The organism is Kitasatospora sp. NPDC114501, assembly GCF_055633695.1.
Map to the genome: position 1 here is coordinate 187,275 of NZ_JBVKDS010000014.1, position 14,012 is coordinate 201,286.

9 protein-coding genes are annotated in these 14,012 nt (G+C 73.7%); 2 read left to right on the forward strand and 7 right to left on the reverse strand.

Features of this window, described 5'->3' with window-relative positions:
- Positions 1-23 precede the first annotated feature (23 nt).
- From ACZ7RU_RS25850 to ACZ7RU_RS25875, 6 genes are all read right to left on the reverse strand, one after another.
- Positions 24-3,830: an HD domain-containing protein gene (locus tag ACZ7RU_RS25850; protein WP_470343344.1), complete on the reverse strand. Its 3,807-nt coding sequence runs from the start codon at positions 3,828-3,830 to the stop codon at positions 24-26.
- A gap of 120 nt (positions 3,831-3,950) precedes the next feature.
- The gene (locus ACZ7RU_RS25855; protein ID WP_470343345.1) at positions 3,951-5,324 is read right to left on the reverse strand and encodes a nitrate/nitrite transporter; all 1,374 of its coding nucleotides are present in this window, start codon (positions 5,322-5,324) and stop codon (positions 3,951-3,953) included.
- Positions 5,321-5,680 carry a nitrite reductase small subunit NirD gene (nirD, locus tag ACZ7RU_RS25860; protein ID WP_470343346.1) on the reverse strand — a complete coding sequence of 120 codons (360 nt, stop codon included), beginning with the start codon at positions 5,678-5,680 and terminating at the stop codon, positions 5,321-5,323. The genes ACZ7RU_RS25855 and nirD overlap by 4 nt, the downstream gene beginning before the upstream one ends.
- Positions 5,677-8,265 (reverse strand): nitrite reductase large subunit NirB, encoded by a 2,589-nt coding sequence (nirB, locus tag ACZ7RU_RS25865; protein ID WP_470343347.1) that lies wholly within the window; start codon positions 8,263-8,265, stop codon positions 5,677-5,679. Before nirB ends, nirD begins: the two co-directional genes overlap by 4 nt.
- Entirely contained in the window at positions 8,262-9,521 is a 1,260-nt protein-coding gene (locus ACZ7RU_RS25870) for an NAD(P)/FAD-dependent oxidoreductase (RefSeq protein ID WP_470343348.1), read from the reverse strand. Before ACZ7RU_RS25870 ends, nirB begins: the two co-directional genes overlap by 4 nt.
- A complete protein-coding gene (locus tag ACZ7RU_RS25875) occupies positions 9,518-11,758 on the reverse strand; it encodes a molybdopterin oxidoreductase family protein (protein WP_470343422.1) in 2,241 nt (746 codons plus the stop codon). Before ACZ7RU_RS25875 ends, ACZ7RU_RS25870 begins: the two co-directional genes overlap by 4 nt.
- A gap of 192 nt (positions 11,759-11,950) precedes the next feature.
- Between ACZ7RU_RS25875 and ACZ7RU_RS25880 the strand changes: the two genes are divergently transcribed.
- A complete protein-coding gene (locus tag ACZ7RU_RS25880; protein WP_470343349.1) occupies positions 11,951-13,072 on the forward strand; it encodes a uroporphyrinogen-III synthase in 1,122 nt (373 codons plus the stop codon).
- Positions 13,072-13,767, forward strand: a complete 696-nt coding sequence (locus tag ACZ7RU_RS25885; RefSeq protein WP_470343350.1) for a sirohydrochlorin chelatase — start codon at positions 13,072-13,074, stop codon at positions 13,765-13,767. The genes ACZ7RU_RS25880 and ACZ7RU_RS25885 overlap by 1 nt, the downstream gene beginning before the upstream one ends.
- A 42-nt stretch (positions 13,768-13,809) precedes the next feature.
- On the opposite strand, the gene ACZ7RU_RS25890 is transcribed toward ACZ7RU_RS25885, so the two are convergent.
- A complete protein-coding gene (locus ACZ7RU_RS25890; protein ID WP_470343351.1) occupies positions 13,810-14,007 on the reverse strand; it encodes a DUF397 domain-containing protein in 198 nt (65 codons plus the stop codon).
- Positions 14,008-14,012: the final 5 nt, after the last annotated feature.

The window sequence follows — 14,012 nt, forward strand, 5'->3', positions numbered from 1 at the left end:
ACCGGGCGCGGCGCCCGCGGCGGTCAGGAGGGGTCGGCGTCGGCCAGCGGGACCCGGGCGAGGGCGTCGCGGATCAGCTGAGCCACGTCAGGGACCTTGATGCCCCACGCACGGAGCCATCCGGCGATCTGCGCCATCGGATGCCCCGTCCGCAGCGCCACCTTCAGCAGGTCAGCAAGGTCGAGGTCCCCGATCCACAACAGCCGGATCGACCGAGAGCTGCCCCGGCTGAGGAGGTCGACAGCCTGGTCCGTTGAGAGTTCGGTGGGCAGATCGTCACAGGACGGCAGGATCCCGCGTGTCCTCAGATGTCGAGCCAGCTCTGCGGGATGCCGCTTGAGCGTATGAGCCGCCATGATCAAGCGGGCGAACGGCACGGGGTCAGCCACCAGCAGGTCGTCCCAGTCCATCGCGCCATCGGGCGAGAAAAGCTCACGGTCCAACCGGGTGAGCGTCTCCGGCAGAACGATCGGGATCTCGAAGCCATAGGCGCCGTACCGCTCGATCACCTCACGCAGCGAGGATTTCCTCAACTCCTGTAGCTCGAAGAGCCTCCGGTAGGTCAGCCTGGCCACGTCGTGCCATCGCAGCCTACCCTCGCAGAACAACTCCAGGTCTTCCGCACAGGCATCCCCTGGAACACGCGCCAGACGGAATCCCGCGCCTCCGAGCACCTCCACGGCCCGTTCGACCGCGATCCCCAGGTCCCGCGCCGCCTGCAAGAGGTGCCCCGCCGGGACCACGTCCGCCCTCCTCAACCATGGGGCGGATCCATTGAGACCCCAACTCAACAGCGCCACAGTCGTATCGGACGGGAAGGGCGGCAGGCCCGTCGGATCCGCAGCGAGACCGTGCCGCGTCATGGCCGCACAGACCTGGTCGACCGAAATTCCGAGCACTTGACTGCTCCTGGCCACAAGCCCCGGAGCGACCTCGCCTCCGGGCTGCGCTCCGCTCCAGAAAGTCCCCTTCCCGGACCGCTTCCAGAGGAAAACCGGATCGGTGTCGACAGCGATGGCGAGATCAACGACTTCCCGAGGGGCCGGCCGCCCCTGCTCGACCCAGAGGTCTGCCGCAGCCGCTGCCGGGATTCCATTCCGATCAGCCAGAACCAGCACGTCATTGACGGTCACCGGTGAGTCGACACAGACCGGCGAGAACGTGAAATCCATACGAGGGACCGCACCGAGTTCGGTAGCGCGGGCGACAGCGATCTCGGAGCTGACGCCGAGTTCTCGCGCGACGTCCGAGGTCCACCGGTCGTAGAAGTACCCCGGGGCCCATGACCTGGCACCTGGCCTGTCACTCGGCGCCAGCACTGCGATATCCGAGGGAATCGCTGGGCGCACCTGCACAGGGTCGATCAACTCCTGGCAGACGAGCGCGAGTTCCGGAAACGATCGTTCCAACCCGTGGGCCAGCATCCGCCAGAGCAGGATATGGTCCGGCGGGTTCCCGACGACCTTCCCGCTCACGAATTCATCATGGTTCTCGAACCACTTGAGGATTTCGCCATCCGCCAGGAGGAAGCCGGTGCGGCGAGTGTCGTACGTGACGCCGAGGAATTCGAACCGGCTGCCCTGGCGAATGGCTTCGCCGGCCACCAGATCGGCGAGGTCATAGTTCCCCTCCGTCACCCGGTGGATCCACTCCATACTCAGCACGGCCGAGTCGCGGCTCACGAACTCGCCCACTGCCGCCTCCAACAGTCTCCTGACCGCCTCCGACACGTCGCTGATGACGCGGCGACGATCGACTGACAGCTTCGTCGGCGACAGCCTTCCGGAGAGGTTCACCACGGCTCCGGACAACCCGCCCGGCGAGACCACGCCCCGCACGACCTCCGGCTCGACCACCAGACCGTCCACCAGTAGGGCTCCGCCGTGCTCGCACCACGTCACCTGCGCGCTGTCCGGGGCAGCCGCCCAACTGGTAGTCCGGCCCCAGGCATTGAAGCCGAAAGTCTCGCCCTTTGGCGCCTCCCTCGTCTTCAGGGCTCCTGGCTCCCAGCTGGCCTGACGGTCGGCGTGCACCGCCACTGTGCTGAATTCCGCCACCGCCAGGAGGCGTTCGAGGACATCCACGCACGACCACGAGTCCGCCATCTCGATGTCGTCCCGCAGGTACAGCCGCACGGTCGTACCGGGCTGACGGCCGCAGTTATTCCGTTCGGCGATCCGGAAGAGGTGACTCGGACCGTAGATGGAGACCTCCAACTGCGGGCCGAGGCTGCCGTCGGCGTGCATGCGGCAGGTGGTCACCCGGATCTCGTCGGAGAGCATGAAGTAGCTCAACACACCGATGCCGAAGCGGCTGTTGGGGTACAACTCGACGGGTGGGTCGACCTTGCGCCACTCAGCACGTTCGAGCTTGAAGTCGAGTTGTTCGGCGAAGCGGGCGCCGGCGTTGGAGAAGACGCCCCTCAGCTCCTCTTCGCCCATGCCGACGCCGCTGTCCTGACACTCCAGGTAGGCGCGGCCGTCCTCGTCCAGGCCCTGGCGAAACTCGATCCGGCCTTCGTAGGTGAAGGTGGCGATCGGGTTCGTGCGGTCCAGGTACTCCGTGCGGGCGCGGCGGTACCGGCACGCGTCCAGGGCGTTCTGGTAGAGCTCGCGCACCGCCAGATCTCGGTCGCGGTACAGCTCGACGCCCATCAGCAGGCTGCGTACCCGGCGTTCGTCCATGCGAAAGCTCGCCCAGCCGGTGAAGGCGCCCGCAGCCGGGAGGGCCTCGTCCGAGGTGAGGCGGGTTGGCAGGGGATGCAAGGTGAGGACGCGGCGGACGGCGTGGAGGAGTTCGTCGGCCCGGGCGGTGTACTCTCGCAGGCCTTCCACCACTGCCTCGTGATGACACTCGGCGCGCAGCACCGGCAGGTCATAGGAGCCGCCCCAGACGGCGAGTTCGAGTGTGCGGCGCAGGTCGGCGAGGCCGACCTCGTCGGGGATGCCGAGGTGTTCGGCCACGATCTCGGGCAGCGAGGTCATCTCGACGGCCGTCCCGTACGCCAGCGCCAGCAGGAGCGCCAACCGTGGTTCCCGGACGTGCTGTTCGCCCGGGGCCCGCAGGTGGTCGTCGGCGCTGAGGCTGGCCAGGTAGTCGCGGTTCCCGACGTCGGGGCCGCGGCGCAGGCCGTGTAGCAGGGCGCAGACCCGCTTGACGGTGAAGGTCTCGCCGAGTTCGAACAGCGCGGGCAGCCGGTCGAGGATCTCCCGCACGCCGTCGGGGTCGGCGAGGTCCGCGTGCTGGTCGAGCCAGCGGTGGTAGAGCCACCAGCCGAGCGGGGCGGTGGAGTCCGGGCGGGTCCGGGTGCGGCCCACCAGTAGGTCGTAGGACTCTATGAACTGCTCGTACGACGAACGCTCGGTGTCTGGCTCGGACGAGGGTGCGAGGTCGGTCGGACGGACGGAGACCCGCGCCGCCGCCAACCGCAGCGAGCGGACCCGGTAGAGGAACGGCACCACGGCCAGCAGCGCGGCCTCGGCCGGGTAGAGGTCCAGCCGGTCGTCGCCGAGCAGCCAGTCGACTCGTGAGGCGAAGCGCTCCGCGATGCCCGGGTCCTGCCAGGGATCGTCCGCCAGGTCGACCGAGTCCCGCAGGGCGGCCAGCTCGCCGACGGCCGTGAGCACGACGCCCCGGTACGGCTCGACGTCCCGGTCCTCCCGGACGTGCCTCCACACCCGGGACTCCGCAGCGGCCCGCACCCAGTCGTCGGCCCCTTCCGGCACCGCCGGGGGCCGGCTCCCGTCCAGGTAGACGGCCCCGATGCTCCCGGCCTGCACGACCGGCCCGGTCACCGTGCCGTTCACCGTGTTCGTCGTCTTGTCGGCCATCCCCCGCGCCCTTCCCTCGTGCAGGGGACGAGCGTAGGGCAATCGCGGCTCAGCAAGGCGCCGGCGGTGGTGAGGGCGGAGGCGCGGACACCGCCCCCACCACCGCCCCCACCGGCGCCGTCACCGCCGCCGGAGCCAGACCGCCCAGGTCAGCGCCGAGCAGCCCGCGTACGCCAGCAGGAACCCGGTGTACGCCGCGTCCCCGTTGCCGCCGGCCAGGAAGGACTGCCGGAACGCCAGGTTCACCAGCACCCCGCCGAACGCCCCGACCGCGCCCGCGAGCCCGATCAGCGCCGCGGACCGGCGCCGGGAGTCGGCCTCGGCGGCCGCCGGGTCGGCCCCGGCGGCGACCGCCGAGCGGGCCACGGCCTGGTAGTGCGCCGGGATCATCTTGTACGTCGAGCCGTTGCCGATGCCGCTGAGCACGAACAGGGCGACGAACCCGCCGAGGAACAGCGGCAGCGAGCCCGCCCGGGAGGCGGCGAGCACCACCGCCGTGCCGGCGCCCATGGCGGCGAAGGTGCCCAGGGTCACCCGCGCGCCGCCGTACCGGTCGGCGAGGCGTCCGCCGACCGGCCGCAGCAGCGAGCCGAGCAGCGGACCGAGGAAGGTGAGCGCGGCGGCCTTGGCCGGGGTGTCGAAGCGCTCGTGGAACTGCACCTGGAGCACCTGCCCGAAGGCGAAGCCGAAGCCGATGAAGGAGCCGAAGGTGCCGATGTAGAGGGTGGAGACGGCCCAGCCGTACGGGTCGCGGGCGACCTCGCGCAGCGCCCGCCCCTCCCCCGAACCGCGCGAACCACTCGAACCGCTCGAACGGCCCGAACCACCTTGCGACATGGGCAGGTTGTCCATCCGCCACCACGCCCCCGCCGCCGCCAACAGGATCAGCGGCAGGTAGATCAGCGGCAGCAGCCGGGGGTGGGCGGCGCCGGCGGTGGCCAGCACCAGCAGCCCGAGCAGCTGCACGGCGGGCACGCCCAGGTTGCCGCCGCCCGCGTTGACGCCGAGTGCCCAGCCCTTGAGCCGGTGCGGGTAGAAGGCGTTGATGTTGGCCATCGAGGAGGCGAAGTTGCCGCCGCCGACGCCGGCCACGCAGGCGACGGCCAGCAGCGTCCCGTACGGGACCCCGGGCTCCAGCACCAGGGCGGCGAGCGCGGTGGGCACGAGCAGCAGCAGTGCGCTGATCACCGTCCAGGTGCGGCCGCCGAAGCGGGCGACGGCGAAGGTGTACGGCAGCCGCAGCAGCGCGCCGAGGGCGGTCGGCAGGGCGGTGAGGGTGAACTTGCCCGCGGTGTCGATGTGGTACTCGGGGCCGAGGAACAGCACCAGGACCGACCAGAGGCTCCACACCGAGAAGCCGATGTGTTCGGAGAGCACGGAGAAGACCAGGTTCCGCCGGGCGATCCGGGCGCCGTCGCGGGCCCAGAACTCCTCGTCCTCCGGGTCCCAACCGGCCAGCGGGGCGGGCGATCTGGTGTCGAGGACCGCCGTCATGCCGCGGCCTCCCCGGTGAGGGCCCGGACCGGCCAGCGGCGCAGCACGGCGGGCGTGCCGTCGGGGGCGGTGTCCTCGTCCAGGCAGCGGCCGTCGGTGAGGTCGTAGACCTGCTTGTACATCGGCGAGATGAGCGTCGGCCGGTCGCCGCGGCTGCCGAGCAGGCCTCGGGCGAGGACGGGGGCGCCGCTGAACGGGTCGAGGTTGTCGACGGCGTACAGCCCGTCGGAGCCGTCGCGGAAGAGCGCGACCTGTCCGGCTTCGGGGAGCAGTACGGCGACGCCGCGGCCGGGTTGGAGGTCGGTGAGGTCGCAGACGGTCTGCCAGCTGGTGCCGTCGTGGATCTGTACGGTCACGGGGTGAGCACCTCCAGTCGGGCCCCGGCGACCAGCACCGGGGCGTTGAGGGTGTGGCCGGCCTCGCCGGGGCGGGCCGGGCGGATCTGGCCGCGTTCGGGGACGAAGGTCACGGCGGGGTCGGGGGTGCCGGGGGCGTTGACGAAGGAGGCGAAGCGCCGCAGCCGCTCGGGGTCGGCCAGGGTCGCGGCCCATTCGTCCTGGTAGCCGCCGATGTGACGGGCCATCAGGTCGTCCAGTTCGGCGGCGATGCCGAGCGAGTCGTCGAGGACGACGGCGCGCAGGTGGTCCAGGCCGCCCTCCAGCCGCTCCAGCCAGACCGAGGTGCGCTCCAGCCGGTCGGCGGTGCGGATGTAGAACATCAGGTAGCGGTCGATGGTGCGGATCAGCGTCTCGCGGTCGAGGTCCGCGGCCAGCAGGTCGGCGTGCCGGGGCGTCATGCCGCCGTTTCCGCCGACGTAGAGGTTCCAGCCGGCCGAGGTGGCGATGATGCCGAAGTCCTTGCTCTGCGCCTCCGCGCACTCGCGGGCGCAGCCGGAGACGGCCGCCTTGAGCTTGTGCGGGGAGCGCAACCCCCGGTAGCGCAGCTCCAGTTCGATGGCCAGGGCGGTGGAGTCCTGGACTCCGTAACGGCACCAGGTCTCGCCGACGCAGGACTTCACGGTGCGCAGCGACTTGCCGTAGGCGTGCCCGGACTCGAACCCGGCTTCGACCAACCGGTGCCAGATGGCGGGCAGTTGGTCGACGGTGGCGCCGAACATGTCGATCCGCTGGCCACCGGTGATCTTGGTGTACAGGCCGTGGTCGCGGGCGATCTCGCCGATCGTGATCAGGCCCTCGGGGGTGATCTCGCCGCCGGGCACCCGGGGGACGACCGAGTACGAGCCGTTGCGCTGGAGGTTGGCGAGGAAGTGGTCGTTGGAGTCCTGGAGCGCGCCCTGTTCGCCGTCCAGGATGTGGCCGTTGCCGAGGCTGGCCAGGATGGAGGCGACGGTCGGCTTGCAGATCTCGCAGCCCTCGCCACTGCCGTGCCGGTCGCGCAGTTCGGTGAAGGTGGTCACCCCGGTCACCCGGACGATCTCGTACAACTCGGCCCGGGAGTGGGCGAAGTGCTCGCACAGGCCCTTGAACGCGGAGACGCCGGCGGCCTCCAGCTCCTCGGTGACGACGGTGCCGAGCTGCTTGAGGCAGCTGCCGCAGCCGGTGCCGGCCCGGGTGCACTTCTTGACGGCGGCGACGCTGTCGGCGCCCTGGTCGCGGACGGCGGCGCGCACCGCGCCCTGGGTGACGTTGTGGCAGGAGCAGAGCACCGCGTCGTCGGGCAGCGCGACCGGCCCGGCGGCCCCGGCGAACCCGGCGGGCAGGACGAGCTGTTCGGGGGCCACGGTGAGCGGCTTGCCGCCGACGGCGAGCGGGCGCAGGGTGCCGTAGCCCTCGGTGTCGCCGACCAGGACGCCGCCCAGCAGCGCGCCGTCGGTGCCGATGACGAGCTTGCGGTAGACGCCGCTGCGGCTGTCGCTGTAGAGCACGTCGAGGGCGCCCTCGGCGGTGCCGTGCGGGTCGCCGAAGCTGGCGACGTCCACGCCGAGCAGCTTGAGCTTGGTGGACAGGTCGGCGCCGGTGAAGGCCGCGCCGTCCAGGCCGGCCACGGTGCGGGCGGCCGTCTCGGCCATCTGGTAGCCGGGGGCGACCAGTCCGTAGACCCGGCCGTCGACGGCCTGGGCGCACTCGCCGATGGCGAGGATCGCCGGGTCCTCGGTGCGGCACCGCTCGTCCACCACGACGCCGCCGCGCTGGCCGACCGGCAGTCCGCAGTCCCGGGCGAGCTGGTCGCGGGCGCGCACCCCGGCGGAGAAGACCACCAGGTCGGCGGGCAGTTCCCGGCCGTCGGACAGGGCGAGGCCGCGGACCCGGCCGTCCGGGCCGGTGAGCACGCCGCCGGCGCCGGCGCCGGTGTGCACGGTGACGCCCAGGTCCTCGATCTTGCGGCGCAGCGCGGCGCCGCCGCCGTCGTCGACCTGGACGGCCATCAGCCGGGGCGCGAACTCCACCACGTGGGTGGCCAGGCCCCCGGCCCGCAGGGCGCCGGCCGCCTCCAGGCCGAGCAGTCCGCCGCCGACCACCACGCCGATACCGGCGGAGGCGGCCTCGGCGCGGATGGCGTCGACGTCCTCGATGGTGCGGTAGACGTGGCAGCCGGGGGCGTCCGTGCCGGGCACCGGCGGTACGAACGGCACCGAGCCGGTGGCCAGCACCAGGACGTCGTAGCGGACTTCGGCACCGGACCGGGTGGTGACGGTCCGCCCGGCCCGGTCGATCGCGGTGGCCGGGTCGCCCAGGCGCAGGTCGATGCCGTGCTCGGCGAGGAAGCCGGGCGGGCAGAGCGCGAGGTCCTCGGCGGTGCTGCCGTCGAAGAGCGAGCTGAGGTGGACCCGGTCGTAGGCGGGCCTGGGCTCCTCGGCGAGCACGGTGACCCGCCAGCCGCGCGCGGCCGGCTGCTCGGTCCAGGCCTCCAAGAAGCGCTGGCCGACCATGCCGTGGCCGACCAGGACGAGGTCGCGGACAGTCCGGTCGTCAAGGGTCATCGCGCTTCTCCAGTCATTGCGGTTCCTCGGGTGAGCAGGTGCAGGGGGTGGCCGGCGAGCGCGCCGCCGTCGGCGAAGGCGCCGGCCAGCACGTCCACGCCGGCCAGGTCGCCGAGCAGGATGGCGCCGACCAGCCGGTCGCCGCGCAGGACGAGCTTCTTGTAGCTGCCGCGGGTGGCGTCGGTGAGCCGCAGCACGTCGAGGCCGGGGTCGAGGGTCTCGTCCACGGCGCCGAAGGCCGCGTACTCCAGGTCGCCGGTGCTGAGCCGGGCGCGCGGGCTGGTGCCGGGGTAGCGGGCTTCGGGATCGGCGCCGGAGAGGCGGCGGGCGAGCACGTCGGCCTGTTCCCAGGCGGGGCCGGCCAGGCCGTGGACGGTGCCGCGGTGCTCGGCGCAGTCGCCGATCGCGGACACGTGCGGGGCGACGGCCAGCCGGTCGTCCACCAGGATGCCGGTGTTGACCGGCAGCCCGGCGGTGTGGGCGAGCGCGGTGCGCGGGCGGGTGCCGCAGGCGAGGACCACCAGGTCGCAGTCCAGCCGGTAGCCGTTGGCCAGTTCCACGGCGGCTACCAGCTCGCCGCCGTGCACGGCCCGGGCCCGGTTGCCGGTGTAGCAGTCGACGCCGAGCGCCCTGAGCCGCTCGCGCAGGACGGCGGCCGCCTCGGAGTCCAGCTGACGCTCGATCAGATACGGTGCCTGGTGGACGATCTCGGTGCGCACGCCGAGCGCGGCCAGCGCCCGGGCAGCGCTCACCCCGAGCACCCCGCCGCCGATCACCACCGCCCGCTCGGCGCCCACGGCCTCCTCGGCCAGCCGGGCGCAGTCCTCCAGGGTGCGCAGCGTGTGCACGCCCTCGACCAGGCCGTACCCGTCGGGGCGGCGCAGCCCGCGGACGGGCGGCAGCACCGGGTTGGCGCCGGTGGCCAGCACCAGTTCGTCCCAGGGCTGCACGGTGCCGTCGGCCAGCCGCAGGGTGCGGGCGGCCGGATCGAGGGCGACGACCTCGCAACCGGGCCGGGCGGAGGCCCGGCCGAGCGGCAGGGCGATCGACTCGGCGTCGTAGCGGCCGGTCAGCACCTCGGCGAGCAGCACCCGGTTGTACGGGGCGCGCGGCTCGGCACCGTACAGCGTGACCTCGCCGGCCCCGCCGAGGGCGCCGTACCGCTCGGCGAAGCGGGCGGCCGCCATGCCGCCGCCGACCACGGCGATCCTCGGGGTCCTCGGGGTCGTCGGGCTCATCGGGGTCGTCGGGCTCATCGGGCGGCCTCCTGTCGTGCGGGCTCCGAACCTGCTGCGTCCGCTTCGGGCTGCTCCGCTCCGGGCTGCTCCGACCGGAGCGGAGCAGCCCGGAGCGGCTCCACGCGGACGGCGCAGAGCTTGAACTCCGGCATCCGGGAGACCGGGTCCAGCGCCGGGTTGGTGAGGCTGTTGGCCCGGCCGGCGCCCGCCCAGTGGAAGGGCATGAAGACGGTGTCCGGCCGGATCGCCTCGGTGACCCGGGCCGGGGCGACCGCCCGGCCGCGCCGGCTGGTGACGGCCACCGGCTCGCCGTCGGCGATCCCGAGCCGCGCGGCGAGCCTGGGGTGCAGTTCGACGAACGGTCCGGGCGCGGCCGAGTTCAGCTCGGCGACCCGGCGGGTCTGCGCGCCGCTCTGGTACTGGGCGAGCACCCGGCCGGTGGTCAGGTACAGCGGGTACGCCTCGTCCGGTTCCTCGCCGGCCGGGCGGTGGGTGACGGCGGCGAAGCGGGCCCGGCCGTCCGGGGTGGCGAAGCGGTCCAGGAACAGCCGGGGGGTGCCCGGGTGGTCCGGCGTCGGGCAGGGCCAGAACACCCCGTCCTCGGCGGCGATCCGGGCGTAGTCGATGCCCGCGTAGTCGGCGTCGCCGCCGGCCGAGGCGCGGCGCAGCTCCTCGAAGGCCCGCTCGGCCTCGACCGGGAAGCCGTCCGCCGGGAAGCCGTCCGGCACCCCGAGCCGGGCGGCCAGTTCGCGCAGCACCCACAGTTCGCTGCGCACGCCCTCGGGCGGGTCGACGGCGCGGCGGCGCAGGATCACCCGTCCCTCCAGGTTGGTGGTGGTGCCGGTCTCCTCGGCCCACTGGGTGACCGGCAGCACGACGTCCGCGAGCCGGGCCGTCTCGGAGAGCACCAGGTCGGCGACCACCAGCAGGTCCAGCGCACGCAGCCGCTCGGTGACGTGCCCGGCGTTCGGCGCGGACACCGCCGGGTTGGAGCCGGCCAGCAGCAGCGCCCGGACGCCGTCGGGGCGGCCGAGGCCGTCCAGCAGCTCGTACGCCGACTTCCCGGGGCCGGGGATGCTGTCGGCGGGCACGCCCCAGACGGCGGCGACGTGCTCGCGCGCCGCCGGGTCCTCGATCGAGCGGTAGCCGGGCAGCTGGTCGGCCTTCTGGCCGTGCTCGCGCCCGCCCTGGCCGTTGCCCTGGCCGGTCAGGCAGCCGTAGCCGCTGTACGGGCGGCCGGCCTTGCCGGTGGCCAGGCAGAGGTCGATCCAGGCGCCGACGGTGTCGGTGCCCTTGCTCTGCTGCTCCGGGCCGCGCGCGGTGAGCACCATGCCGGTGGCCGCCCGTCCGAACAGATCTGCGGCCTCCCGCAGTCGGTGGGCGGGGACGCCGGTGATCCGCTCCACCCGGTCGGGCCAGTGGGCCATCGCCGCCTCGCGGGCCCGCGCGAAGCCCGACGTCCGCTCGGCGATGAACTCCTGGTCGACCAGTCCGTCGGCGATCACCAGGTGCAGCAGGCCCAGCGCGAGCGCCAGGTCCCCGCCGGGGCGGGGCTGGAGGTGCAGGTCGGCCAGTTCGGCCGTGCGGGTGCGGCGCGGGTCGACCACGATCAACCTGCCGCCGTTCTCCCGCAGTTCGCGGAGGTAGCGGACGGCGGGCGGCATCGTCTCGGCCGGGTTTCCGCCGACCAGGATCAGGCAGTCGGTGTGCGGGATGTCGGCGAGCGGGAAGGGCAGTCCGCGGTCCAGGCCGAAGGCCCGGCGGTGCGCGGCGGCGGCCGAGGACATGCAGAACCGGCCGTTGTAGTCGATGTTGGCGGTGCCCAGCACGACCCGGGCGAACTTGCCCAGCAGGTACGCCTTCTCGTTGGTCAGCCCGCCGCCGCCGAACACGCCGACCGCGTCCGGCCCGTGCTCCGCCCGGACCCGGGCCAGCCCGGCGGCCACCCGGTCCAGCGCCTCCGGCCAGCCGGCCGAACGCAGCGGACCGCCGGGGCGGTCGCGCAGCAGCGGGCCGGTCAGCCGGACGTCCCGGGCGAGCAGCGCGGGCGCCGAGCGGCCCTTGCCGCACAGCGCGCCGCGGTTCACCGGGAAGTCGGGGCGCTCCAGCACCTCGACGACGGCGCCCTGGCGCGGATCCGCACCGGGCGCCAGCCGCATCCCGCACTGCAACGAGCAGTACGGGCAGTGCGTGTCGGTGGCGGCCACGGCGGCGCCGGGGCCGGTCGTCGTGGCGCTGGAGCTGGTCGGCGTCATGCCGAGAAAGGTCGCCGCCCGCTGTTTCGCGAGCGGGTCGCCGATGTTGCGGGCGCGGTACGCCTCGCTCACGCCGTCCGGGCCGCAGGGTGCACGGCCGGACATCTGCCGTAACCTCGGCGGCACTTTCGCTTACCGGCAGGTGACGGCCGGGCAATGCCCCCGTAACACGCGCGGCGGAGGCTGACCGGCATGGCAACCCTCACCCAGCCGGGGCCCCTCACCGGCTACACCGTCGGCGTCACCGCCGCGCGCCGCCGCGAGGAGCTGACCGCACTGCTCACCCGGCGCGGCGCCCAGGTGGTCGAGGCCCCGGTGCTGCGCATCCTGCCGCTCGCCGACGACCTCGCCCTGCGCGAGGCCACCGACCGCTGCCTGGCCGCCCCGCTCGACTACGTGGTGGCCACCACCGGGGTCGGCTGGCGCGGCTGGATGAGCGCCGCCGAGGGCTGGGGCCGGGGCACCGCGCTCGCCGAGGCCTGCCGCGGCGCGGTGGTACTCAGCCGCGGCCCCAAGGCCACCGGGGCGGTCCGGGCCAGCGGGCTGGACGAGGGCTGGTCCCCCGCCACCGAGGCCACCGACGAACTGCTCACCTGGCTGCTCGCTCGCCCGCTGGCCGGGCGGCGGATCGCCGTCCAGGAGCACGGGGTCCGGCTGGACGCCTTCGCGGCGGCGCTGCGCGAACGCGGCGCCGAGGTGATCTCCGTCCCGGTGTACCGCTGGGCACCGCCGGAGGACCCGGGGGCGGTGCGCCGCCTGCTCGACCAGACCGTACGGCGCCAGGTGCACGCGCTCACCTTCACCAGCGCCCCCGCGATCACCGCGCTTCTCGCCGCGGCGGAGGAGGAGGGCCTGCGCGAGGCGCTGCTCGACGCCCTGCGCGCGGACGTCCTGCCGGTCTGCGTCGGCACGCTCTGCGCCCGCCCGCTCACCGAGCTCGGCCTGCCCGCCGTCCACCCCGAACGCGGCCGGCTCGGCGCCCTGGTCCGGCTGCTCGCGGACACCCTGCCGGTCCGCTCCCGGCGCGAAATCCCATTGCCCGGGAGGGTGTTGACCCTCCAGGGGAACGCCGTCCTGGTCGACGGCGAGAGCCACCGGCTCAGCCCGCGCGGCGCCGCCGTGCTGCGGGCCCTCGCCGAGCGGCCCGGCCGGGTGCTCAGCCGGGCCGAACTCCTGCGCGCCGCCTGGCCGGACGCGAGCGCCGACGAACACGCGGTGGAGGCGGCGGTCGGCCGGCTGCGGGCCGCGCTCGGGTCGCACGCGGGGCTGATCCGGACGGTCCCCAAGCGCGGCTACCGGCTGGCGGCGGGCTGATGCTGCTCGCCGTCGCCCACGGCAGCCGGGACCGGGCGGCGAGCACGTCGATCCGCGCCCTGCTACGGACGGTTCGCTCGCTCCGGCCCGAACTGCCGGTCCGCTGCTGCTTCCTGGACCTCGCCCGGCCGTCGCTCGCCGAGGCGCTCGACCGATTCGCAGGATCGCGGCCGATCCTGGTACCGCTGCTCCTCGGCACCGGCTACCACCTGCGGGTCGACCTCCCGGATGCCCTGGCCACCTTCGACCTCTCGCCCTCCTGCCTCGCCCCCGCGCTCGGCCCGCACCCGCTGCTCGCCGAGGCCCTCGCGGACCGCCTGGCCGAGGCCGGCGCTCCGCCGCACGCGCCCGTGGTGCTGGCCGGCGCCGGGTCGTCCGACGCCACGGCCGTCGCCGACACCGCTCGGATGGCGGCGCTGCTGGCCGCCCGCCTCGGCCGCCCGGTCACCCCGTCGCACCTGTCGGCCGCAACGCCCACCCCGCACCAGGCCGTCGCAGCTCTTCAAGAGGCCGGCCACCCCGAGGTCGCCCTCGCGAGCTACCTGCTCTCCCCCGGCTTCTTCGCCCGCCGCGCCGCCACCACGGCGGCGCGCTGGACCGGCGCCCCGCTGGGCGCCCACCCGGCCCTCGCCCGCCTGGTGCTGCGGCGCTACGACGAGGCCCGGGCGGCGGCGGTGGGGCGGTCGGCCGCCTGAACGGTCCGTTGGCGTGCGTGAGAAGTCGGCCGGGCCGACTTCTCACGCTGCCAGGTGGTCGAACTCTCCTGCCTTGACGCCGCACAGGAAGGCATGGAGCGCACCAGGCGAAGTGGTGAGGACGACGTCGGGGTCATCGCTCTCGCGAATCCTGACGATGGTGTCGGCGACTGCTGAGACGTAGATGCAGTTGGCAGTGTCGCCACTGAACGATGACTTCTGCCAGCTCTGAACGGCCATGCTGT

Coding starts and splice junctions, on each gene's coding strand:
- ACZ7RU_RS25850 (WP_470343344.1), bottom strand. CDS start 3,830: ATGGCCGACAAGACGACGAACACGGTGAACGGCACGGTGACCGGGCCG.
- ACZ7RU_RS25855 (WP_470343345.1), bottom strand. CDS start 5,324: ATGACGGCGGTCCTCGACACCAGATCGCCCGCCCCGCTGGCCGGTTGG.
- nirB (WP_470343347.1), bottom strand. CDS start 8,265: ATGACCCTTGACGACCGGACTGTCCGCGACCTCGTCCTGGTCGGCCAC.
- ACZ7RU_RS25870 (WP_470343348.1), bottom strand. CDS start 9,521: ATGAGCCCGACGACCCCGATGAGCCCGACGACCCCGAGGACCCCGAGG.
- ACZ7RU_RS25875 (WP_470343422.1), bottom strand. CDS start 11,758: ATGACGCCGACCAGCTCCAGCGCCACGACGACCGGCCCCGGCGCCGCC.
- ACZ7RU_RS25880 (WP_470343349.1), top strand. CDS start 11,951: ATGGCAACCCTCACCCAGCCGGGGCCCCTCACCGGCTACACCGTCGGC.
- ACZ7RU_RS25885 (WP_470343350.1), top strand. CDS start 13,072: ATGCTGCTCGCCGTCGCCCACGGCAGCCGGGACCGGGCGGCGAGCACG.
- ACZ7RU_RS25890 (WP_470343351.1), bottom strand. CDS start 14,007: ATGGCCGTTCAGAGCTGGCAGAAGTCATCGTTCAGTGGCGACACTGCC.